At 37.6% G+C, this 23,803-nt stretch carries 23 protein-coding genes; 18 read left to right on the top strand and 5 right to left on the bottom strand.

Annotated features, from left to right (window positions below; translation table 11 throughout):
* Positions 1–90: 90 nt before the first annotated feature.
* From lptB to LLW17_RS18225, 4 genes are read right to left on the bottom strand one after another with little or no spacing between them, the layout of a single operon-like run.
* Positions 91–831, bottom strand: coding sequence for an LPS export ABC transporter ATP-binding protein (lptB, locus tag LLW17_RS18240; RefSeq protein ID WP_228231728.1), 741 nt, complete (start codon positions 829–831; stop codon positions 91–93).
* A gap of 51 nt (positions 832–882) precedes the next feature.
* On the bottom strand, positions 883–1,251 hold the full coding sequence (locus tag LLW17_RS18235; protein ID WP_228231727.1) for a carboxymuconolactone decarboxylase family protein: 369 nt from the start codon (positions 1,249–1,251) through the stop codon (positions 883–885).
* 12 nt (positions 1,252–1,263) lie between these two features.
* Complete coding sequence (gene tatC, locus LLW17_RS18230; RefSeq protein ID WP_228231726.1) at positions 1,264–2,106, bottom strand: twin-arginine translocase subunit TatC; 843 nt, start codon at positions 2,104–2,106, stop codon at positions 1,264–1,266.
* Positions 2,106–3,074 (bottom strand): KpsF/GutQ family sugar-phosphate isomerase, encoded by a 969-nt coding sequence (locus LLW17_RS18225; protein WP_228231725.1) that lies wholly within the window; start codon positions 3,072–3,074, stop codon positions 2,106–2,108. The genes tatC and LLW17_RS18225 overlap by 1 nt, the downstream gene beginning before the upstream one ends.
* Positions 3,075–3,158: 84 nt before the next feature.
* Here LLW17_RS18225 and recQ point away from each other — a divergent pair, with 84 nt between their 5' ends.
* The 11 genes from recQ (at position 3,159) to LLW17_RS18170 (ending at position 16,308) form a co-directional block, all read left to right on the top strand.
* Positions 3,159–5,357, top strand: a complete 2,199-nt coding sequence (recQ, locus tag LLW17_RS18220) for a DNA helicase RecQ (RefSeq protein ID WP_228231724.1) — start codon at positions 3,159–3,161, stop codon at positions 5,355–5,357.
* Between the two features lie 130 nt (positions 5,358–5,487).
* A complete protein-coding gene (locus LLW17_RS18215) occupies positions 5,488–6,378 on the top strand; it encodes a polysaccharide biosynthesis/export family protein (protein ID WP_228231723.1) in 891 nt (296 codons plus the stop codon).
* Entirely contained in the window at positions 6,379–8,865 is a 2,487-nt protein-coding gene (locus tag LLW17_RS18210) for an exopolysaccharide transport family protein (protein WP_228231722.1), read from the top strand.
* 1 nt (position 8,866) lies between these two features.
* Positions 8,867–9,730 carry an ABC transporter permease gene (locus LLW17_RS18205; protein WP_228231721.1) on the top strand — a complete coding sequence of 288 codons (864 nt, stop codon included), beginning with the start codon at positions 8,867–8,869 and terminating at the stop codon, positions 9,728–9,730.
* A 4-nt stretch (positions 9,731–9,734) separates the two neighbouring features.
* The gene (locus LLW17_RS18200; protein WP_228231720.1) at positions 9,735–11,012 is read left to right on the top strand and encodes an ABC transporter ATP-binding protein; all 1,278 of its coding nucleotides are present in this window, start codon (positions 9,735–9,737) and stop codon (positions 11,010–11,012) included.
* Complete coding sequence (locus LLW17_RS18195) at positions 11,005–11,724, top strand: class I SAM-dependent methyltransferase (RefSeq protein WP_228231719.1); 720 nt, start codon at positions 11,005–11,007, stop codon at positions 11,722–11,724. Before LLW17_RS18200 ends, LLW17_RS18195 begins: the two co-directional genes overlap by 8 nt.
* Positions 11,725–11,727: 3 nt before the next feature.
* Positions 11,728–12,687, top strand: a complete 960-nt coding sequence (locus LLW17_RS18190; RefSeq protein ID WP_228231718.1) for a glycosyltransferase family 2 protein — start codon at positions 11,728–11,730, stop codon at positions 12,685–12,687.
* 44 nt (positions 12,688–12,731) lie between these two features.
* The gene (locus tag LLW17_RS18185) at positions 12,732–13,511 is read left to right on the top strand and encodes a glycosyltransferase family 2 protein (RefSeq protein ID WP_434084795.1); all 780 of its coding nucleotides are present in this window, start codon (positions 12,732–12,734) and stop codon (positions 13,509–13,511) included.
* Positions 13,508–14,413: a glycosyltransferase family 2 protein gene (locus tag LLW17_RS18180; RefSeq protein ID WP_228231717.1), complete on the top strand. Its 906-nt coding sequence runs from the start codon at positions 13,508–13,510 to the stop codon at positions 14,411–14,413. The genes LLW17_RS18185 and LLW17_RS18180 overlap by 4 nt, the downstream gene beginning before the upstream one ends.
* A complete protein-coding gene (locus LLW17_RS18175) occupies positions 14,406–15,356 on the top strand; it encodes a glycosyltransferase family 2 protein (protein WP_228231716.1) in 951 nt (316 codons plus the stop codon). Before LLW17_RS18180 ends, LLW17_RS18175 begins: the two co-directional genes overlap by 8 nt.
* A gap of 31 nt (positions 15,357–15,387) precedes the next feature.
* Positions 15,388–16,308, top strand: a complete 921-nt coding sequence (locus LLW17_RS18170) for a glycosyltransferase family 10 domain-containing protein (protein WP_228231715.1) — start codon at positions 15,388–15,390, stop codon at positions 16,306–16,308.
* Here LLW17_RS18170 and LLW17_RS18165 read toward each other — a convergent pair.
* The gene (locus LLW17_RS18165; protein WP_228231714.1) at positions 16,279–17,031 is read right to left on the bottom strand and encodes a beta-1,6-N-acetylglucosaminyltransferase; all 753 of its coding nucleotides are present in this window, start codon (positions 17,029–17,031) and stop codon (positions 16,279–16,281) included. The two genes, LLW17_RS18170 and LLW17_RS18165, sit on opposite strands and share 30 nt — an antisense overlap.
* 260 nt (positions 17,032–17,291) lie before the next feature.
* Here LLW17_RS18165 and LLW17_RS18160 point away from each other — a divergent pair, with 260 nt between their 5' ends.
* The 7 genes from LLW17_RS18160 to LLW17_RS18130 are packed head-to-tail and all read left to right on the top strand — an operon-like array spanning position 17,292 to position 23,716.
* Positions 17,292–18,137 (top strand): glycosyltransferase family A protein, encoded by an 846-nt coding sequence (locus tag LLW17_RS18160; RefSeq protein WP_228231713.1) that lies wholly within the window; start codon positions 17,292–17,294, stop codon positions 18,135–18,137.
* A 4-nt stretch (positions 18,138–18,141) separates the two neighbouring features.
* Positions 18,142–19,074, top strand: coding sequence for a glycosyltransferase family 2 protein (locus LLW17_RS18155; RefSeq protein WP_228231712.1), 933 nt, complete (start codon positions 18,142–18,144; stop codon positions 19,072–19,074).
* Entirely contained in the window at positions 19,071–19,931 is an 861-nt protein-coding gene (locus LLW17_RS18150; RefSeq protein WP_228231711.1) for a glycosyltransferase family 2 protein, read from the top strand. The genes LLW17_RS18155 and LLW17_RS18150 overlap by 4 nt, the downstream gene beginning before the upstream one ends.
* Positions 19,928–20,899 (top strand): glycosyltransferase family A protein, encoded by a 972-nt coding sequence (locus LLW17_RS18145; protein ID WP_228231710.1) that lies wholly within the window; start codon positions 19,928–19,930, stop codon positions 20,897–20,899. Before LLW17_RS18150 ends, LLW17_RS18145 begins: the two co-directional genes overlap by 4 nt.
* Positions 20,900–20,905: 6 nt before the next feature.
* A complete protein-coding gene (locus tag LLW17_RS18140; RefSeq protein ID WP_228231709.1) occupies positions 20,906–22,147 on the top strand; it encodes a glycosyltransferase family protein in 1,242 nt (413 codons plus the stop codon).
* Positions 22,148–22,149: 2 nt separating this feature from the next.
* On the top strand, positions 22,150–23,043 hold the full coding sequence (locus LLW17_RS18135) for a glycosyltransferase family 2 protein (RefSeq protein WP_228231708.1): 894 nt from the start codon (positions 22,150–22,152) through the stop codon (positions 23,041–23,043).
* 13 nt (positions 23,044–23,056) lie between these two features.
* Positions 23,057–23,716 carry a glycosyltransferase family 2 protein gene (locus LLW17_RS18130; RefSeq protein ID WP_228231707.1) on the top strand — a complete coding sequence of 220 codons (660 nt, stop codon included), beginning with the start codon at positions 23,057–23,059 and terminating at the stop codon, positions 23,714–23,716.
* Positions 23,717–23,803 lie beyond the last annotated feature (87 nt).

The following is a 23,803-nucleotide window of genomic DNA, read 5'->3' as shown; positions in this document are numbered from 1 at the left end:
GCGGACAGATTGGTTTTAGGCCTATACTACCTAAGGCTTTTAAATTGCTAGTACAAGTGGAAATAAATTGAAAGTTCTGTTTGCAGGTGTCTACTGAAACAATTTCTTTTTACGCAGCTCAAAGTTTTGACCCAGATATACTTTACGTACCATTTCATCTGCTGCCAATTCTTCAGGCACTCCGTGTTTCAGGATATTTCCTTCAAACATCAGATAGGTGTGGTCTGTAATAGCAAGCGTTTCCTGTACGTTATGGTCGGTGATGAGAATACCGATGTTTTTCTGCTTAAGCTGTGCCACAATCCGCTGAATGTCTTCAACCGCTACGGGGTCAACTCCGGCAAAAGGTTCATCAAGCAGAATAAAATTGGGATTGGTAGCCAGTGCACGGGCAATTTCGGTACGGCGTCGCTCCCCACCCGAAAGTAAATCCCCGCGGTTTTTACGTATGTGTCCCAGGCTAAACTCATCGATGAGTTCTTCCATCTTGTCATGCTGTTCCTTTTTGCTCAGTTTGGTCATCTGCAGTACGCTAAGTATGTTTTCTTCAATACTTAGTTTTCTAAAAACCGATGCTTCCTGAGCGAGATACCCAATGCCATTTTGCGCGCGCTTGTACATCGGGTATTTGGTAATGTCTTTATTGTCGAGATAAATAGTACCACCGTTTGGCTTTATCAAACCTACAATCATATAAAAAGAGGTGGTTTTACCGGCTCCGTTAGGGCCCAGCAAACCTACGATTTCGCCTTGCTCTACTTCAACCGTGATGTCTTTTACGACTTTCCGGCCTTTGTAGGATTTCATAAGATTTTCTGCGCGTAGTTTCATCTTCTTAGAGTTGATAGGTTCATTTAAAACGTAAGCTTTTCGCTTTGTGTATTATTCCTGCGCGGCATTTGCTTCCAAGGCCTCCCAAAATTCATAAGCCCGGCGCAAGTGAGGAATCACTATGGTTCCCCCAATAAGGGTGCCAATGCTTAGGGTTTCCATCATTTCTTCTTTAGTAACTCCTTCTTTGTAGCAGGTTTCTAAATGATAACGTACACAATCGTCGCAACGCAACACAGCAGAAGCTACTAGACCCAGCAGTTCTTTGGTCTTAACATCAAGGGCTCCCGGGGCGTAAGCGTTAGTATCCAGATTAAAAATGCGGTTGATAACTTTGTTTTTATCTGCCAGAATTTTATCGTTCATTTTAGCACGATACGCGTTGAATTCGGCTACCGGATTGGTTTTAGTTTCAGACATATTAGGGGTAAATTAAGCTTGTTTCTTTTTCAATTTATTTTGTTCTTTCAACTCTTTGCGCATCACAAAAGCCGAAATAAGTATACTCACTTCATACAAAATCAATATCGGGATCGATACGATTACCTGAGTAGAGATATCGGGCGGTGTAATAATCGCAGCAACAATAAGTACAATGACCAATGCGTATTTCCTGTATTTTTTTAAAAATTGAGGCGTAACCAGACCAATCTTCGTGAAGAAATAAATAATGATGGGTAATTCAAAAATCAACCCTGCAGCAATCGCACTCGAGCGAACCAACCCGATGTAGGAACTGATGTCAAACTCGTTTTTTACCATATCACCTACGGTAAAATTCGCGAGGAAATTGATGGAAAGCGGCGCGATAACATAATATCCAAAAAGCACCCCCATAAAGAACAATAACGACGAGATTATAATAAAACCTCTGGAATTCTTCCGTTCTTTCTCGTACAGGCCGGGCGAAATAAAACGCCAAAATTCATAAATAACATAGGGGAATGCAACCACGAGCCCAACGATGATCGAAGTCCATATGGCCGCATTAAACTGGCCGCCCATAGTTCGGTTTTGAATTTTAAAATCCATTTCGTTTATACAGCCTTTATCGGAACCAAAAATATTAGCCACCTGGCAAAGGAAATCGTAGGATATAAAATCGGGTCTTGCGGGAGCAAAAATGATTTGGTCAAAAATAAAATCCTTAAAAATAAAGGCGACGGTACCTACAATGACAATTGCCAGAGTGGCTCGTATTAAGTGCCATCTCAATTCTTCAAGATGGTCTAAAAAAGACATTTCATCGGGGTTTGCCTGCTTTCGTTTAGCCATTATAGGATACCTTCTTTGATTAAATCGTGCAAATGTACTACTCCTGCATAATTATTTTGCTCATCTACGGCCAGGAGTTGCGTGATGCTGAATGTTTCAAGTATCTCGAGCGCCCGTGTAGCCATCGCATCACTTTGTATGGTTTTGGGATTGCTGCTCATGATACTCTTTGCGGTAAGACCGGTAAGTACCTCGTTGTTCTCCAGCATACGTCTGATGTCTCCATCGGTAATGATACCGGTGATTTTGCTGTTTTGAGTAACCGCAGTAACCCCAAGTCGTTTTCGGGATATTTCAACAATCACCTCTTTAATGGGAGTGTCTTCAGAAACTTCGGGTTTTTCATGTAGACTTATAAGGTCGCTTACGCGTAAAAACATACGTTTGCCCAACGCGCCACCGGGATGGTATTTGGCAAAATCTTCTTTGGAGAACCCGCGTAAATCTAAAAGGGCTAAGGCCAGTGCGTCTCCCAGCACGAGCTGCACCGTGGTGCTGGTAGTAGGTGCCAGGTTATGCGGGCAGGCTTCCTTTTCGGCGTAAGCCCAAATAAGTGCATCGGCATTTTTAGCGAGAAAGGATTCTTTATTAGAGGTCATGGCGATGACCTTGTTTTTACGACTCCTGATAAGCGGAATTAAAACCTTGATTTCGGGTGTGCTGCCGCTGTTTGAAAGGCAAAGCACCAGATCTTCGTCGAGTATTGTTCCCAGATCGCCGTGAATGGCGTCGGCTGCATGCATAAAGACTGCAGGTGTTCCGGTGGAGTTTAAAGTGGCAACAATTTTCTGCGCAATGATCGCACTTTTGCCTACTCCGGTAATAATTACACGACCTTTTGCGTTAAATATTTCCAGTACGGCTTTGGCAAAATCCTCGTCCAGGAGATCCAGAAGTAAGGCTACAGCTTGATGCTCAATATGAACCGTGCTTCTGGCATTTTTTAAAATCTGCTCGTAGGTATTCAAAAGTAATGGGATTAAGCCGTTTGTTAGTGGAGTAGAAATTACTATATTTAGGTTACAAATGTATGCAAAATTGAAGAAGCATTAATGGATTCAGGCGAAATAGACTTACACGCGGCCCTCAAGAAATATTTTGGTTTCAGCAAATTTAAGGGACTACAGGAAGATGTTATTACAAGCATAGTAAACGGCAAGCATACATTCGTGATTATGCCCACCGGAGGTGGAAAATCACTCTGTTATCAACTCCCCGCACTTATACAGGAAGGCACCGCGATTGTGGTGAGCCCGTTGATTGCCCTGATGAAAAATCAGGTAGATGCGTTACGGGGTATTTCAAAAGAGAATGGCATCGCGCACGTTTTAAATTCATCTTTGACCAAGGGTGAAACCAAGCAGGTGAAAGAAGATATTTCTAATGGCATCACCAAGCTGCTCTATGTAGCTCCCGAATCCTTAACCAAAGAAGAGCACGTGGATTTTCTGCGTCAGGAAAAAATCAGTTTTGTTGCTATTGATGAAGCGCATTGCATCAGTGAATGGGGGCATGATTTCAGGCCCGAGTATCGCAATCTGCGACATATTATCAAACGCATAGGCGAAAACATTCCCATTATCGCGGTTACTGCGACAGCCACTCCTAAAGTGCAGGAGGATATTCTCAAAAATCTGGGCATTTCTGATGCAAACACGTTTAAAGCCTCATTTAACAGACCCAATTTATATTACGAAATACGCCCTAAAACCAAGAACGTTGATGCAGACATCATTCGGTTTGTGAAGCAAAATCAGGGTAAAAGCGGAATCATTTACTGTCTGAGCCGTAAGCGGGTTGAAGAGCTTGCGCAGGTTTTACAGGTTAATGGAATTTCGGCTGTGCCCTATCACGCCGGGCTTGATGCAAAAACCCGGGTGAAACATCAGGATATGTTTTTGATGGAAGATGTGGATGTTGTTGTGGCAACCATAGCATTTGGTATGGGTATCGATAAACCCGATGTGCGTTTTGTAATACATCATGATATCCCCAAAAGTATAGAGAGTTATTATCAGGAAACCGGCCGTGCCGGAAGGGATGGTGGTGAAGGGCACTGCCTGGCGTATTATTCCTATAAAGACATTGAAAAGCTCGAAAAGTTTATGAGCGGTAAACCTGTTGCTGAACAGGAAATAGGTCACGCGCTGTTACAGGAAGTCGTGGCTTATGCCGAAACATCCATGTCCCGGCGCAAATTTATTCTGCATTATTTTGGGGAAGAATTTGATAATGAAACCGGTGAAGGTGGCGATCTGGATGACAATGTGCGCAATCCCAAGAAAAAACACGAGGCTCAGGATGAGGTGGTGCAGTTGCTAAAAGTAGTGGAGCAAACCGGTGAAATTTATAAGGCTAAAGAGCTTGTTTTTACCCTGGTTGGGAAATCCAATGCCATTATCGCCTCGCACAAGACCGATGAGGAAGCCTATTTTGGCAGCGGTAAAGAAAAAGAATCGTCCTACTGGAAAGCTCTCATTCGCCAAATTCTGGTAGCCGGCTATCTGAAAAAGGATATCGAAACCTACGGTGTGATTAAACTCACCGATGCCGGGCGTAAATTCATCAAAAAGCCCATGTCGTTTATGATGACTGAAGATCATTCGTACGACACCGATTCCGATGAGGCTCCAAATGCAAATCTTCGTCCCGGAAGCGGCACCGATGACAAACTGGTGGCTATGCTGAAAGATTTGCGGAAAAAAGTAGGTAAGCGCAAGGGAGTTCCGCCATACGTGGTTTTTCAGGATCCCTCGCTGGATGATATGGCGATTAAATACCCTACTACCATCGACGAACTGTCAACTATTTTTGGGGTAGGAGAAGGTAAAGCCAAAAAATACGGAAAGGAATTTGTGGAGCTCATCAAAAACTATGTTGATGAAAACGACATCCTTAAACCCGATGATTTGGTCGTCAAGTCAACCGGCTCAAACTCTGCGCTTAAATTATACATCATTCAGAATGTAGACCGAAAACTACCTCTTGATGATATTGCCTCTGCCAAAGGTTTGGAGATGAATGATTTTATCAAGGAAATGGAGGTGATTGTCTACAGCGGTACCAAGCTTAACATCGACTATTGGATTGAAGATTTGCTCGACGAGGATCAGCAGGAAGAATTGCACGAATACTTTCTGGAAGCAGAGACTGACAATATTGAAGAAGCTCTGGCTGAATTTGACGGGGATTATGATGAAGATGAGCTGCGTCTCTACCGCATCAAATTCATTAGTGAAGTAGCCAATTGATAAAAGGCCTTTCAATCGTCTAGTGACCTCTTATTTACTACAAAAGTAACTTTAACATACTTCTTTGCGCTCAGGTTTCCTAATTTAATGTTAAGGCTATATATTTGTTTCAGTTGCTATCCCAACGTCTATGAAATTTCTTACAAATGCGCCCCCTTTATCCAAAAAATGGGACTTAAGGCAGCGAAGCTTTGGTATTCTCTCTCGATTTATAAGCTCAAAATCTGCTGCGATCGCGGCTAAATTGCTTATTCTTTTTATACTGATGTCCCTGACATCATGTATTCCTACAAAAAAACTCAAGTATTTACAGGAAAATCAAATTTCTCAGGATAGCCTTATTCAGGTTAATCTGCAGCAGAGGCCCTATCACGTTCAGATAAACGATGTTTTGAGCATTCGGGTAAAGGCGCTCGATCAGGAACTTGTTGCATTATTCAATCCTGCTTCTGCGGGAGGAGAAGGTGCTTCACTTGATGAGGGCTATTATTATGACGGCTTTGTAGTGGATCGCCACGGAAAAATACGTTTGCCAACACTTGGTGAAGTATCGGTTTTGGGTTACACAACCGAAGAAATACAAAAAATCATTGAAGAGAAATTACTGGAAGATTATTTTACGGAAGAGGCTAACATATTCGTAACCGTTAAGTTGGCGGGAATTAAATATACGATTGCCGGAGAAGTAGGGGGTCCCGGGACGAAAGTGGAACTGGTTGAGGAACTTACACTGCTTCAGGCTATTGTAAATAGTGGAGATATTAGCCAATATGGTGACCGTACCGATGTTTTGGTGATTAGACAATATCCGGGCGGAAAGAAAATACATCACGTTGACCTAACGAGTATCGACGCTCTCAATTCGCCTTATTACTATATTCAGCCTAACGATTTGATTCTGGTTAATCCGCTTCCGCAGAAATCCCTGGGAATCGGTACGACCGGCTTACAAAACTTAAACGTAATTGTTTCTTTATTTACACTGGCAGTAACCACAGTGCTTCTGGTTACCCGACTCTAGATGGAAGATGAATTTGAAATAAAAGACCTGCAAAACTTCTTTGATTTTAGAGGTTTTTTGCTCAAGGTTCTTAGCTGGTGGCCGCTTTTTGTGGTGTGCATAGGCATCGCCTATTACATCGCGTACTATAAGAATGTGCGCAGACAAACCGTATATCGAATGAGTAATATGATCACGGTGAAAGATGATCAAAACCCGTTTTTTACATCAAATACCAGTCTCACCTTCAATTGGGGCGGTACGACTGATAAGGTGCAGACCGCAATTATACTGTTGCGTTCCCGCAGTCATAATGAAGATGTGGTTGAAAAGCTTCAGTTTTATGTAGATTATCTGCAGCAGGGAAAATACCATTTAGAAGATATTTACGGTTCAACGCCCTTTGAAGTAGATGTCAATACCGCACGGCCCCAACTGCTGGGCAAAATGGTCAAAGTCGTGTTTGATACCGATTCTACCTATACGCTGAATATCGATTTTAACGGAGGCTCAGGTCAGACTCAAAATTATGACACTAAAGAAAGCTTTAATTTACCGCTGCCGGCAGCTTCGGTAAGTGAACGCTTTGCCCTGGGAGATCCGGTTGATTTGCCTTATTTTAATTTTAAGCTAAAACCTTCCGGAATACCTGCGCAATTAGGCAAGGAGTATCTTATTCGTTTTAATGGTTTTGACGGAGTGGTAGGACGCTATCGGGGCATCGGGATCGACCAGACACCATCCGGATCCAGTATTTTGACTTTGAGTCTTACCGGTAGCAATAAAGCCCGACTCGTAGATTTCCTCAATTCATCGGTACGTATTCTGGCCGAAAACCAACTGGAACGCAAGAATTTGTTTGCAACCAAAACCATTCAGTTTATAGATAGCAGCCTTGCCATTAAATCGGTTGAGATGAAAAGCGTTCAGGAAGAGCTTGATCAATTTCGTGATGAAAACAGCAGCGTAGGCATTGGGAGTAGTGAAGAAAGTCTCATTGCCAAAATTACGGAGCTTGACGCCCAAAAGCAGAATCTGGAGCAACGTTTACAATACTATCGGGACCTGGAAAATTATTTGCGTTCCCGTGAAGATTACGGTACCGATATTCCGGCACCTTCCATAACAGGGATTGGGGAAAGTAGTGTCACCTCAAGTGTCTCAAGTATTATTGAACTGGCTGAAGAGCGCAGGCGGTTAGCTTACACGGCAAAACCGAATAACCCGGCTTTCAGAGATCTGGATCGTCGTATCAATGCCATAAAGGCGGTGTTGTTTGAAAATATGGCTTCGAGTCAGCAGATTATAAACAACCAATTGCGCGATGTGCGTAATGAAATCGCCCGTACCGAAGGGCAAATGCGCAAGCTGCCTGCTGAGCAGCAACAGTTGTTTGGGATACAGCGCCGGTATAATCTGACCGAGGGTGCGTATGGGGTTTTTCTCGACAAGCGCAGTCAGGCTGGGATTGTAAAGGCAGCCAATGTATCAGATATTGTCATTATTGATGAGGCTAAAGATACCGGTGGTGGTGCGATTAGCGCCAATGACGGGGTGAGTTATGTGATGGCTGTGGTAGGAGGTACCGTGGTACCCCTGACCTTTGTTTTTCTGTTGTTTTTCTTCGATACCAAAATCAGTAATCCCAATGAAATTAAACGCTTATCGGGAATACCGGTTTTAGGTGCTATTGGGAAGAATATATCCTCCAGCAATCTGGTGGTTATCGAGGATCCGCGTTCTGCAATTGCTGAAGCTTTTAGGGGCTTGCGTTCCAGTCTTCAGTTCATCTATCGAAAGCAAAACATACAGGGAGCTAAAACGGTAAGGATTACCTCGTCTGTTAGTGGAGAAGGTAAAACCTTTTGCAGTATCAATCTGGCCAGTGTGTTTGCGTTGAGTGAGCGCAAAACGGTTTTGGTAGGGCTCGATCTTCGCAAACCAAAAATCTTTGGGGATTTTAATTTGCCCAATGAAAATGGGGTGGTGAATTACCTTATTGGGGAAAACAAACTGGATGAGGTGATTCAAAAGACAAAAGTCCCGCATCTGGATGTGATTCTTGCCGGAGCGGTGCCTCCCAATCCTTCAGAATTGCTGATGAGTGATCAGATGGATGTGTTTATGCAGGAGCTTAAAAAACGTTACGATTATATCATTTTAGATACTCCGCCGGTAGGTCTGGTTTCTGATGCTTTAGAATTGGACGAATATATAGACGCGACCTTGTATATCATCAGACAGCATTACACCAAAAAGGGAATGCTTCGCCTGATTAATGACAAGTATCAAAAGAAAGAGGTTAAAAACATCAGTTTTGTGCTCAACTATTTTAGCGCGAGAAGTAAGCTGGGCTATGGTTATGGCTACGGCTATGAGTACGGTTATGGTTATGGGAAATATGGAGAAGCCTATCGTCAAAGCGATGCTAAAAAAGGCTTGCTTCATAAAGGTAAACGCATATATAAAAAAGCAGGACGCTGGTTAGACCGGCAATTGGAAAAGTAGGATGGCAGAAAACGAAGATTGGTTGTATGAGATAAACGCGAAGCAGCCTTTAATTCATATTGACTTAAAGGAGATTTGGCGCTATAAGGACTTACTGTTTCTCTTTGTTCGGCGGGATATTATCGCAGCCTACAAACAAACCATTCTGGGGCCTCTATGGTATTTAATACAACCCTTATTTACGGGTATCATCTTTACCCTGGTCTTTAACAATATAGCCAGCATTTCAACCGGGGGAGCTCCTCCTTTTTTATTCAATCTCGCCGGGATTACTATGTGGAGTTATTTTGCACAGTGTCTTAACAATACGTCCAATACCTTTGCCAGTAATGCGGGCCTGTTTGCTAAAGTTTATTTCCCAAGGATTATTGCTCCCATGTCTCAGGCTATTTCCGCTTTATTTAAACTGAGTATACAGCTTTTTATTTTTACCTGTTTTTACCTCTATTTTGTAGCTAAAGGCTCTGCCATCAGCCCCAATTATACGCTTTGGTTTTTCCCTTTCTTAATATTAATTGTAGCCGTATTAGGCCTGGGTACCGGGATGCTTATTTCTTCTCTTACTACTAAATACCGGGATTTCCGAATTCTAATTGGTTTTGCTACCACGCTTTTGATGTACATCTCGGCGGTGATGTACCCCATCTCCGAGGTGCAAAACAGTAAAACCCTTTCCGAATACACCTGGGTTGTTGAGTTGAATCCTATTGCAATACTCATTGAAACCTTTCGCTATATGACCCTGCAGGAAGGGATTTTTAATTGGGGACTTTTAGGATACTGTGCCCTACTAAGCCTGACGGTGTTCTTTGTCGGTTTGGTAGTGTTTAACCGTACGGGCAGGAATTTTATTGATACGATATAATAAAATGAGTGATATCATTCTAAAAGCCGAAAACATATCTAAACAGTATCGACTTGGAACGGTAGGTTCAGGAACTTTACGCGACGATTTTAAGCGGAACTGGGCTAAGTTGCGTGGTAAGGAAGATCCCTTTTTAAAAGTAGGTGCTGTAAATGATAGAAGTCAAAAGTCAACAGAGGATTATGTTTGGGCGCTACGCGATATCAATTTTGAGGTAAAGCAGGGTGAAGTTCTGGGGATTATAGGTAAGAATGGAGCGGGTAAATCTACTTTATTAAAAATACTGTCACGGGTAACAGCACCTACAACCGGTGTTATTAAAAGTCGGGGCCGAATCGCATCCTTACTTGAAGTAGGAACCGGCTTTCATCCTGAACTGACCGGGCGGGAGAATATCTATCTCAATGGAGCCATTCTTGGAATGACAAAAGCCGAAATCAACAGTAAACTGGATGAAATCATTGAGTTTTCAGGTTGTGAGCGGTATATAGATACGCCAACCAAACGTTATAGTAGCGGTATGACGGTACGATTAGCATTTGCGGTTGCAGCCCATTTGGAACCCGAGATACTTGTTGTGGATGAAGTACTAGCGGTGGGAGACGCTGAGTTTCAAAAAAAGGCTATTGGTAAAATGCAGGATATTTCACAGGGAGAAGGAAGGACTGTGTTGTTTGTGAGTCATAATATGGCGAGTGTTCAGAGTTTGTGTAGTAGGGCTATCTTATTACAAAATGGTTTAATCACGCATAGTGGAACAGTATTGAAAATTATTGAAGAGTACCTAACTGTTGATAGTTTGCCAAATGAAACAACCTGTAAGAAATTCATCAATGAAAATGAAAGAACAGGTAGTGGTTTAGCTAAAATTAAATTTGTGGAATTTCGATCAAAGGGAATGGTTAAAACACCAGCAACAGGTCAGCCAGTAGAACTAATTTTTGATATAGATTTAGTAGAAAGCATAAAATTTGAAGATTTAGAGCTTGATTTTAGAATAGATAATCAATTAGGACAACGCATCTTATGGTTTAGTTCTACCGTCTTTAAAAAGAATAGATTAGAAGGGAACAGACAAATTATTTTTCAATTCAAAAAATTCCCATTAAATCAGGGTAGCTATATAGTTACAACGCATTTGACACATAAAAATGAAGTTGCTGATTGGGCTAAAAATGGTTTTCAATTTCAGGTAGATGAAGGCTTTTTCTATTCAAGTTTAAAAAAGGTCTCACCAGATCAAAGTAATATAATGATAGATTATTCTGTGTCCTATGCTTAAAAGAATCAAGAATATTATAAATGAAAATCGAGCGAATCAGAAGCAATTGGTTTACGGTCAAAATCAACTCTACGCAACCATAAAACTTCAGGAACTTTTAGGAGAGGATCATTTTATCCCTTTTACAGGGTGGTCTATGAGCCCAATGGCTATTTTGCATTGTTTGAATATAATCAGTTTAAAGAAACCTGAGAATATAATAGAATTTGGGAGTGGTGCAACGACAGTATATATTGCTAAATTGTTAAAAATACTTGGTTCTAAAATCAATTTTATTTCGGTAGAATCTGACCTAAATTGGAAGGATAAAATTGAGAATCAATTACAAACTTTAGACTTATCGGAATATGTAAAAATTGTTTATGCTCCTTTGTCTGAAGTATCTCCTGATTTGACTTATAAAGAACAAAAGACCTGGTACGATGTGCATCGTTTGAATAGTGTAATAAAACAGGTTTTTTTTGATTTTGTAATTATAGATGGCCCTTTTGGAGGAAGCACGCCATATGCTCGATTCAGTGCTGTTCCATTCTTAAAAAGTAATACCTCTCAAAATACAATTTGGATTCTTGACGATACCAGAAGACCTCAAGAAAAGGAAATCGTCGGAGTTTGGAAATCAGAACTTACACTTAATATTTCTAATTTTGACCGTTATAGTATTTTATATTCCAATCAAGAATTTGATTATAGCCCATATAGTATATCTTGATTAATGGATGAGCCATTAATATCTATAATAATTCCCACTTACAACCGTGCTAATGTAATCAATGAGACCTTAGACTCGGTATTAGCGCAAACTTATACCCATTGGGAGTGTATAGTTGTGGATGATGGAAGTACGGATGATACAGCTCTACTGTTGAACACATATAATGAGCAAGATCACCGATTTAAATATTTATTTAGGACTAAAGAACCTAAAGGAGCTTCAAGTTGTCGAAACCTAGGACTCCAAAATGCCAAAGGTGAATTTTGTATTTTTTTAGATTCTGACGATATGCTTCTGACCTCTTGTTTCGAGCAAAGATTAGAGATGGCAATGGAATATCCAAATTACGACTTTTACGTTTATCCAATGAAAGTCCAAATGAATTCAGAACTTAAAATAAAAAAAATTGAACCTTCAGAATCCTATTTGAATGATTTCTTAAAGAATAATATTCCTTGGGGAATCATGAGTACCTTTTGGAAAATGGGTTTTATTAGAAAACTAAATGGTTTCAATATTTCATACCCTAGATTAAATGATCCTGAGATTCACATTCGCGCCTTAATTTTTTCTACAAATGGATATTATATAGGTACAGAAGAACAGGCTGATACTATTTATAGAGTGTCGAATGCAGCACTAGACAAAACATCATTTTCAAGAAAATATGCTGATTCCCTTCTTCTTTTTGTCAATGATATAACCGCCCATCTTAGAAAGGTAAATTTAAACGATAAAATTTTTTTATTAGTTGGCTATCTGTCGGAATACTTTTTAGATTTTGCATTATACAATACTAGAATTAACAATCATAAAGTCCTTGCTGTTTTCTATAAAAACAAGGTCATAGACCTAAGAAGTTTAATGATTTTATTTTCGGTATATTATTGTAAAGTTTTCACTCTAAAGATAGACTCTTTAACGACTAAGACTTTTATTAAAAAATTTAAAAACCTCTGAGCTTAATAAGTGTTATCGTTCCTTGTTTCAATCAAGGATTATTTTTGAATGAATGCTTACATTCCATAAGTATGCAGAGTTATACTAATTGGGAGTGTATTGTAGTGAACGATGGTTCACGCGATGAAACGGAGGAAGTTGCAAAAAAATGGCTTGAAAAGGATAAACGTTTCAAATATGTATATCAGGAAAACAAGGGTTTATCTTCAGCTAGAAATATGGGTTTAGCTATTGCAAAGGGAGAATTTATACAGTTTTTGGATGCAGATGATTTTTTAGATATCAAAAAATTTGAAGTATCCGTGAAAGATATCAATAATACATTTTCAAATCTGGTTATAACAAATTTTTTGACATATAATACCCAGAAAAAAAAGGTAAAAGAGCCCTATTGTGACTTATCTCAGGTTGATTTCAATTTAAAATCAATGGTATTAGATTGGGATCATAAATTTTCAATACCAATTCATTGCGCACTAATTTCAATAAATCTTTTAAGAGATTTTAGATTTCCAAATGAACTTCAAGCAAAAGAAGATTGGATTATGTGGATTAGCATATTCAAAAAAAAGTGTTTTACCTCCTTTGTGGATTTACCTTTGGTATACTATCGATCCCACTCTGATAATATGTGTTTAGATCGTGTTTTTACGACAGTACAAAAACAGAAAGCTCTGGCTCATATAAAAGAATTGTTATCGTTCAAAGAGTATTTCTTATATATACTAAAGCCTAAGTTTTATTCAATTTATATTCACCCAGTAAAGCATAGTCTATACAGTCAGCTCTTTAGGCTAAAACGGATTTTACACCTTGGTTTATGAATGATCTGGCTATAGTTATTCCCTTTTATAAGATTCAATTTTTTGAAAAAACCTTGACATCCCTGTCCAGCCAAACAGATAAACGGTTTAATATTTATATTGGAGACGATGCAAGTCCAGAGAATCCTAGGCCACTGATTGAAAAATTTTCATCTTATTTAAAATTTAATTACACACGCTTTCAATCAAACTTAGGCTCAATTTCTTTGTCAAAACAATGGGACAGGTGTATATCTCTATCAAATGATGAGCCATGGTTGATGATCTTGGGCGATGATGATTGGTTGAGCCCTAATTATGTTGAGTGTTTTTACAAACATAAATCGGAATTTGACGATGTTAATATTGTAAGATATGCATCTTATGAGATTGATTTCAGTAAAAAAAGGCGTAGTAAATTATATACTCACCCTATTTTGGAGGATGCTCCACAATCATTTTGGAGAAAGTGCATTTATGAAAGTAGAAGTTCTCTTACAGAGTATGTTTTTAAAAGAACTGTTTACGAGAAGTATGGCTTTTTTGATTACGATCTTGCCTGGTGTAGTGATGACCATGCCTGGCTTGTCTTTTCAGAAGAGCAACCTATTTACAGCATTAATGAAGCTTTTGCAAATATCGGTGTTTCTTCAATGAGTATTACAGGGCAGGATCATATGGGTTTACGCAAGTCAATAGTGAAAATTGAATTTTATAAGTTTTTACTTAAAAATTATTCTGATTGTTATAATTCAAAACAGATAAATTTCATCTGCGGTAGATTGGAAAATGAAATACTAGGCAATCGATATCTCGAACTATCTGAGTTCATATTTTTAGTGAAACTCCGATTTAATTTTTTTGAGTGGTATCAATTTAAAAAATTCTTGAAAAAGGTTTTTAGGTCATTTTACTATGAATAACTTAAAACTAGTCTCAATAATCATTCCTACTTACAACAGGGCTAAATATATTATTGAGACTTTAAATAGTATACGTGATCAATCCTATGTAAACTTTGAATGTCTTGTAATAGACGATAATTCTGTAGATGAAACAGATTTATTACTAAAGAACTATTGCGTAAATGATAATCGCTTTAGCTTTTATAAACGCCCCGAGAAAAGAGTCAAAGGCGCAAATAGTTGTAGAAATTATGGTTTTAAAATTTCCAAAGGAGATTATATAAAGTTTTTCGATAGTGATGATCTTATGCACCCTCAGCATATTGAAATTCTGGTAAAAATAATTGAAGAAAATGATTTAGATTTTGCAGTAGCTGATATTCAGAATTTTGATGAAAGCGGTTTTCAAAATAGAGTTTATGAAATTGATCGTTCTAAAGCTGAAATAAGTGCTTTCAATTTTGCCTTGCATCAGGTTGCCTGGTGTACTGTAGATTTTTTAGGGAAACGGTCTATATGTGAATCTCTTGAGTTTAATGAAAAAATTAGGGACAACGCAAATGAATATCAGTATTATATCAAATTATTGTGTTTAACCACAAATGGAAAGTTAATCGAGGATATACTTACATGGAGAAGGCTACACCCGAATTCAATGACTTCTAAACTTCATTCAGATCCTGTCAATTTTCAAAAACATCTTGCAGAACTTAAACTGTTTACACTTGAACACATAGAAAAAGTAGCACCCCCCCACTTGATTAAATGGTTACTTTCAGGTCATATACAAATAAATTTTGAATTAGCTAGACAAAAGCATAGACCCGATTATCTGTTCAAATCTTTCAATTATTTGGCTAAATACTATACAATTCCTAAAGCTCTAGCTTATCTAGGCGCAATTTGTTCTGGTTTTTTATTAGGTAAAGGTTACAACATTATAAAAGCTATCAGAAAATAATATTTTGAGACCTTACCTAAACCTTAATTTTGTGGATTTTTGGCCGGGTTTTATTCCTGAAAAGAGCCTGTTTTATCGCATCCTTTCCAGAAACTATAAAATCAAATTATCTGAAAATCCTGAGTTTCTTATTTATTCTTGTTTTGGATATGACCATTTAAAATATAAGTGTTTAAAATTATTTTATACCGGGGAAAATAGATCTTCAAATTTTCAATTTTGCGATTTTAGTATAAGTTTTGAGAAACTTAGAAATCCTCGCCAATATTTTTTACCACTATTTGGTTTGGTAATTTTAGAGGATAATCTTTTAGAGCGGTTAACGAATCCAAGCATCAACCTCTTTGCTAAAAGCAAATTTTGTGCTCAAGTGGTATCTAATCCCAAAGCAGATTTCAGGAATAATTTTTTCAAAGAACTAAACAATTGTAAACGAGTAGATTCTGGAGGTAAATTTCAAAATAATATTGGGAGAATTATAAAAAACAAACTAAAGTTTATTGAGCCATACCGATTTGTGTTAGCTTTTGAGAACGAATCCCACAAAGGTTATTTAACTGAGAAAGTTCTAGATGCTTTGTTAGTTGGCGCCATACCCATATATTGGGGTGATACGAGCATAGAAATGTATTTAAATCCTAAGCGTTTTATAAATCGTCATAATTTTAAGTCAAATTCTGATTGTATAGAAGAAGTTTTAAGGATAGAAAATGATACGGAGTTATATGCTAAAATGTCTAATGAACCCGTATTTTTAGAATTACCATCATTTTTGGATGTAAAAGCTTTGGAAGATTTTATTTTGGAAGCGGTTAAATCCAATAAAAAGCCAATAGCAAAAACTTTTAAAGGAAAGTTTGCTTATTTAAAAATTTACCTTAAACTAAAGAAAAGCTCGTTCAAAAGGGAATTGTCATTTTTATTAAGGGCTTTGTCTAATTTTTTCATTTAATATTCTAGGAAAATCCAAATTTGATTCAAAATCGAATTTTCTGGCATACAATTTAGATGTTTTGATTTGTATCAATTTGGTCAAATCTTCTTCCTGAAGAACAGCAGGCAATGAAACACCTTTTTTAGTCCAATCACAATATGTTAAAGAATTTTGAAAACAGTAGTCTTCATCTGCGACTATTTTAAATAGAGTATGAAAGAATATTTCATCTGAAATCAAAGTATATTTGTGAAAAGCACTAAATTCAGGATTGCTTTTTATATAGTCAAGAACCTTAACGTTAAGTTCAGTAGGGATAGACCACCATTGGGAACCACCGTATAAATTGGATACTTGTTTTTTTCTTTTTCTTAAAATTTTTGGTAAAACTTCAAACTTTCTTTTTGCTATTAGATAAATTAAATTTTTAAGATTTTTCTTTGAATAAAAACAAGTATTCCAAATACTTGCAACATTTATAAAAGTATTTTGGTTGCCGGGATTTTTAAACCAATAAGAGCTCAAACGGTCATAGCCTCCATTTTTCCAATAGGACACAGGGAATTTTTCAATATCAATAAAGATCGATTTAGGGTTTTTCTTAAAGTATTTTGAAATTTCAGTATTTGACCAGAGAGGATAGTCCTGACCACTTAATAAGACAATGCGCCCATTTTTTTTGTATTCGAGATTAATTTTAAGCAGGAGATCGTGGCCTCTACCATTTGAAAACTTCCCCAAGTTGTAATTTTTCTATATTGGTCTTCAACAAATTTTATATTCTCACGAGCTTTTAATTGTTTTTTAAACTGGCGGATATCGGAGGATGCATCTATGTGGATATAAAAGTTAACCTGTTGATTGTCAAGTGAATCAATGAGCGATTTTAACTGATGTGGGTTTTTGTGAGCAAGTATTATGTAGAAAATCATTTATAGTAATTTCAATAAAATAATTAGTTGCCGCGATTTTTAAATGTTCCAAAGATAGTTTTTGTTTAGATGTCAGAGTCAGGTAGTATTTCAGTATCAATAATTATAACGTATTACAATTCCTCAGAATTTATCCAAAAGGCTTTAGAGTTTTCCGAAAAACAACGGGGTGTATCAAAAGAAATCATAGTAGTAGATGATGGCTCTGATGACTATCATAAGAGGGAGCTCAAGCAACACTTAAATAGGATTGATGTGCTACTCACTCAGGAAAATAGAGGGCAGGGTAGTGCACGTAATTTAGGTATTGCCAACGCGCGAGGAAAATATATTTTGAATTGGGATTCTGATGATTATTTTGAACCAGAGTTTAGCGAGATTGCTTTAGAGAAATTTGCAGTTGATCCAAGTGTCAAAATAGTTACCTGTCACGCATTAAGAACAAGTGATTATATTAATGGTGAGATTATTAAACCATTAGGCGGGTGTTATAAGAACTTCCTTTTTGACAATGCCGCTCTAGGGAGTGCTATGTTTAAAAGAGAAGATTGGGAGCGCGTTGATGGCTACGATGAAGCTCAATCTGTTAGGGGCTTTGAAGATTGGGATTTTTATCTCAGGATATTATATCCTGCAGGCCTTGCAGTGGTAATACCTAAACCTTTATTTACCTATTATAGGCATCAGAACAGTACTACTTCAAAATTATCTAATTTTCGTATGGATAAACGACAATACATTTATACTAAAAATTCTGAAATATATAAGAATCACTATGCAGAATTAATAAGTGATGTTTTTAGAAGGCTTAAGAAAGAGGAGTTTGAGAAAAATAAAAATAAACAACGTCTTGAGTATAGACTGGGTGATTTATTATTAAAGCCTTTGCGAATTTTAAAGCGTTTATTGAATTAATAAGATGGATTTAAAAAATAGTCCTAAAGTTACCATCCTGTTATCCACCTATAACCGAGCCCAAATAATCACGCGGACTTTAGAGTCTATAGCAAATCAAACCTACACCCATTTTGAATGTTTGATAACTGATGATAATTCAACCGACGACACAGAAGTAGTTGTCAGTGCTTTTATAGAAAGCGATTCACGATTTTTCTACTTTAAAAAGCCAAAGAAATATCCTCAAGGGCTTTCTGCCACCCGTAACTTCGGATTGGATTTAGCACAAGACAGAAATGCGGAGTACATTCAATTTTTTGACGATGATGACATCATGCATCCTCAAAAACTGGAGTTGCAAATTCAACCATTCAGGATAAATAATGATTTAGATCTGACGATTTGTAAATACAGAAAATTTGGAATTCCAACTACTATTGAATTCGATCTTGATCGAGCAGATGATAATTCCTGTGAAATTGTGTTCAAAAATTTATTTAAAGCATTTTATTTAAATATCGCTAATCTAAATTCTTGCGGGCCTCTATGGAGATCAAAGAAGCTTTTGAAGTATAGGTTTGACCAGGATTTATATTATGCTGAAGAACGTGAGTTCTATCTCAGAATATTTTTTAAAGAGCAAATAATATACAAACCTGTTGAATTTGTACTTTTTTGGTATCGTAAACACGATCAGGCAATAACCCAAAACCTATATAAGGATCAGGAAATAAAACCTGCCTCTGAAAATTTAGCGAGGGAAAAATTTTTAGATTTTGCTATCAAGGAAGGAAGAGTCCCTTTTTTTATTTTAAAATCTTATGTAAATATTGCCATCAAAAGTGGTCAGATCGATACGTTAATAAAAATACAGGAATATTTACTTAATAGTTTATCTAATCTGGATCCAAGAAATATGCTCCTTTTAGGATATACGTATTTAGCCAAAAAATGAAAAGTATTTTACATTTTTCTCCATTAAGGAAATCTCCAGAAGTCTTGGAATTACATTTGAGCAGTCTTGAAAATCTTAGTACAGAGGGTTGTAATGTGACCTTTTCCTTTTTTGATGATAATTCAGATCCTGAAAGTAGTAGGATCTTTCAGAAGTACCTTTCGAGAAATGCCAATTGGAAAGAGTTTAAATTTGATCTTGGTGAAATAGATAATATTAATCCTGATAAAAGATGGAGTCTTCCTCTATACAACAGGATCACAAAGATTAAAGATGCAGCTATAGCATATTTTTTAAAAAATAATTACGATTATTTATTTTTTACTGATGCAGATCTTATAATTCATCCAAAGACATTGAAATGTTTGATAAGTCAGAATAAGGATTTTTGTTCAGAAATTTTTTGGACCCAATTTAACGGCTCAAATATCTATAGTCCTAATGCCTGGTATGCAAAACATCGTGGTTTTGACAAACAAGATTTATTAGTTTTAGCGCAAAAAGGAACTCATTCAGTTGATTTTACAGGTGCTTGCACACTACTGTCCAGAGATATATTACACGCAGGTGTTCGTTTTCAAAGGATTTCAAACATAGAATATTTAGGAGAGGATAAACACTTTTGTATTAGGGCTGCAGTTATGGGGTATGAAGCCTTTTGCAATAGTGATTTTCCTGCATTTCATATTTATAATGAGTCTTATTTGCAATTCGCTAGGAATATTTTAAAAACTAATTGGACTCTAAATTATACAGATAAATGGCTCGATGATCACTGGGTTTCTAGTTTAGATCGTGCATTCCGAAAAAGCAAAATGAGTAAATTTAAAGGTTTTGTCAAAAAGCTTATAAGTTGAGAAACGGAGTAAATCCTCAAAAGCTTAAAAACGAGAAATTACCTCTTTTTTTACATAGGGTGATCGTGCCGGTTTACATTCCTAATCTGGAAGACGCGTATTACCGAAATCATCTGGAGGTTTTTGAGAAATTTTTAGATCAAATAATTAGAACCATCAATCTTCAAACCACTGCAATTACCCTCATCAATAATAATTCTTGCGCAGAAATTGCAGGTGTAATTGATAAATATCGCTCAACAATTGATAAGCTGGTTTGGTATGCAGAGAATAAAGGCAAGGTCTTTCCGGTATTGCAGGAGGCTCGCTCTGCTGCAGAACCGTTTATTACCATAACTGATGCCGATGTGCTTTTCTATGAAGGTTGGGAACAGGCCGTATTTAAGGTTTTCGCTTCGTGTCCTAAAGCAGGCGTAGTTGCACCCTTACCTTCTCCTGCTTTAGCTTTTTATGAGAATACAGCAGTTTTTTCTGATCACTATTTAAGCGGAGGAATCAATTATAAAAAAGTAATGTCAGATGCAGATGCAGAGCATTATCTAAAGGGAATGGGGAATGAGGCTCTTCTGAATAGGGAAAATCGAGTGTTTTCATGGAAGGAAAAACAATATTTTTTGAAAGATTCACATGCCATAATAGGTGCAGGTCATTTTGTGGCTACGTATAGAAGCAGTCTTTTTAAAGGGACTTACAAATATCCAAAGCTTAAATTTAAGAATGGTTTAGAGCGTGAATATATTGATATGCTAAGTGATCAAAGAGGTTTTTATAGATTGTCTACCGTAGAAACCTATGCTTATCACTTGGGAAATATTTTGGATGAATCTTTACCTACTTTTAGTAGAGGGGTTAACAGACTCGAACCCGAATTGATCCAAAAAGCCTTTCAGAATGAAAAACCCAGTATTCTGCCGTACCGTTGGCGTATTATTCTGTTTAAAATTTTAAAACGGCTTTACAAACTTTAGCCTTGTATGAAAATATTAATCCTGGCAGAAACCATTGATCCTTCAGATAGTAGCGCAGGAAAAGCGAACTATGCTTTGATCGACTCCCTGGTGATTACTGGTATTGAACTAAAGGTCTATCATTATTCGTATAAAGAACACGAATTACAGGATGTTAAACCCATTTTGATCAGGGAGCGGAAGGCGGATTTGTTTTATTGGTTAAGTCGTGGGCAACGGGTTTTACAACGTTTGGCAAGTCGTAATTTTTCCAGACTCCTGGAAAACAGGTTTGGCTTCTCATTTACGTTTTTTAATGATGTAAACAGTATGTATTATGCGTTAAAGGCGGTAAGTGTTAATGACTATGATTTGGTTTTAACTTTAAGTAAAGGAGCCAGTTACCGAACGCATGCTGCTTTATTAAAACTACCGCAATGGCATAAAAAATGGTTGGCTTATATCCATGATCCCTATCCTTTTCAGTGGTATCCCAAACCTTACGATTGGATTCAGCCGGGGTATTTGCAAAAGGAAAAATTCTTTGAAAAAGTAGCTCAGAAAGCCCAATGGCTGGGATATCCATCAAAAAGTTTGCAGGAGTGGATGGCGAATTTTGATCCCAATTTTGAAATTAAAGGCATAGTTTTACCGCATCAACCCAGTAAAGAAGCTCTTGTAGGTGCTGTTTTTCCTAATTTTTTTATTCCGCAGCATTTTAATGTGTTGCATGCAGGAAACTTACTAAAACAACGAGATCCATTTCCGTTGATCCAGGCCTGGAATTTTTTTATCAAAAAGTGTCCTGAGGCAAAGGGACATGCCAAACTTTTACTGATTGGCCCCGGAGGATATCACGAACCGCAACTTTCAGAAGCGTGTGGGGAAAGTTCAACGCTCTATCGTTATCCCGGCTCAATGGATTATGATACCGTCCGTTTGTTGGAACATCACAGTACTATAAATGTGATATTGGAAGCGGTAGCTGAGACAAGCCCTTTTTTACCGGCAAAATTTCCCAATTTAATAAATGCTAAACGTCCCATTTTACATTTGGGTCCTGAGAAAAGTGAAGTCCGTAGACTCTTAGGGGCTGATTATCGTTATGCATCAGATGCCGATAATGTAGCTGTTATTTCCAATAGATTAATTGAGCTCTATGATTGTTGGCGGGAAAACAGACTTCAATTACCAGAGACAGCTCATGATTTAGACGCTTATTTCCATCCAGGCTATTTGCAAGATATACTGCACAAATTGAAAACTTAATTTTGGAAGCATCTATTTGCATAGTATCGCGAAACCGGAAATCGGAACTGGAGAAAAACCTACGCATTCTATATTCCTGTGTTCAAGATATAGCCTGTGAAATCCTGGTCTTTCTGGACGGGTGTACAGATTCCTCAAAAGATCTGATCAGCTTATTTCCCAATTGCTACTGGGAGGTCTCAGAAAAAAGCATAGGCCCATCCCGAGCGAGGAACAGATTGTTTCAAAAAGCTCAGGGTATTTTGATTTTTGGTTTTGATGATGATGCACATCCTTTACAGCCGGATTTTGTTTCGAAAGCAAAAAGAATGTTTGCAGCTTATGACCGCTTAGGGATAATCACTTTTGAAGAAATCAAAGGTGTATTTGACAGCGATACTCAAGCCCTGCAGCATCACCAGGAACTAACCGATTTTTACTGCAGCGAGTTCGTAGGCTGTGGTTTTGTAATACGAAAGGATGTGTATAGTAAAACAGCGGGATTTCCGGTTTGGATGGATATTTATGGGGAGGAAAGCAGCCTATCTCTACAAGTTATTGATGCAGGTTATGATATTTTGTACACTTCAGCGATTTCAGTAAATCATCGTGTAAATAAAACGCAGAGGGGGCGTTCCGGTTATAACCTTATGCGGTTTCAAAAGCAATTAACGAACACTTCATTGCTCTATTCCGTACATTATCCGTTATCAATGGTTCCCAAACGGGTTTTAAGATTGTATATACACAACTTTAGAAAATATAGTTTGAAAAATGTTTATTTCTTTAGTGCTTTTATAAAAGCCGGAGTTCAATTTTTAATCTTACTCCCCAAGGTGGTTTTTCAGAACAGAAAGCCGGTCAAAAAAGGGGCAATACAAAAAATGAAAACACTTGGTTTACCGATTTATGGGTAGAAGGTTTCAACTAATGACTGATTTAGTCTCCATCATAATACCTGTTTATAATCGGGAAGCCTTTTTAAAAGCTACGCTTAACTCGGTAAGGACACAGAGCTATCACAATTGGGAGTGTATTTTAGTAGATGACCACAGCACGGATGCCTCTTTGAGTTTATTAAAAGCATTCGAAGAAGAAGATTCCCGATTCAAAGTGTTGATTCGTCCTGATGACAGACCCAAAGGAGCTAACTCCTGCCGTAATTTTGGTTTTGAACATGCTACGGGAAGATTTATCAATTGGTTTGATTCTGATGATTTGATGGAGCCGGAGTTTATTCAGAAGAAGCTTGCCGCATTTGATGCGGAAACGGATATCGTTTTGTCAAAAACCCGAATTTATTATGTTGCCGATCAAACGGAAGTTTTGGAGCAACGTACCCATTTAACCTTAAACCTGCTCGAGGACTTTATCACCCGTAAAATATCCTGGTATTTACCAGACCCGATGTATGTCAAATCTTTTTTGTGTAAACATAATTTAGTTTTTGATGAACAACTTTTGGGTGGGCAGGACCGTGATTTTTTTCAACGTGTATTGTTGAACAATCCAGAAATGCTAGTCATTAATGACTATTTAACCACATACCTATGTAAGCTTCCCCTAAAACCGAACTGTTTAGAAGTATAATAATTCTTAATTTTAAACAGTATGAGACGCAGTAAATTCACACCTACACAGATTGCAAAAATTTTAAAGGAGTTCGACAACGGTAAG

The sequence above is a fragment of the Leeuwenhoekiella parthenopeia genome (assembly GCF_020782115.1).
Classification (GTDB): domain Bacteria; phylum Bacteroidota; class Bacteroidia; order Flavobacteriales; family Flavobacteriaceae; genus Leeuwenhoekiella; species Leeuwenhoekiella parthenopeia.
The sequence above is the reverse complement of the archived record's forward strand: the minus strand, read 5'-3'. Positions and strand labels throughout refer to the sequence as shown.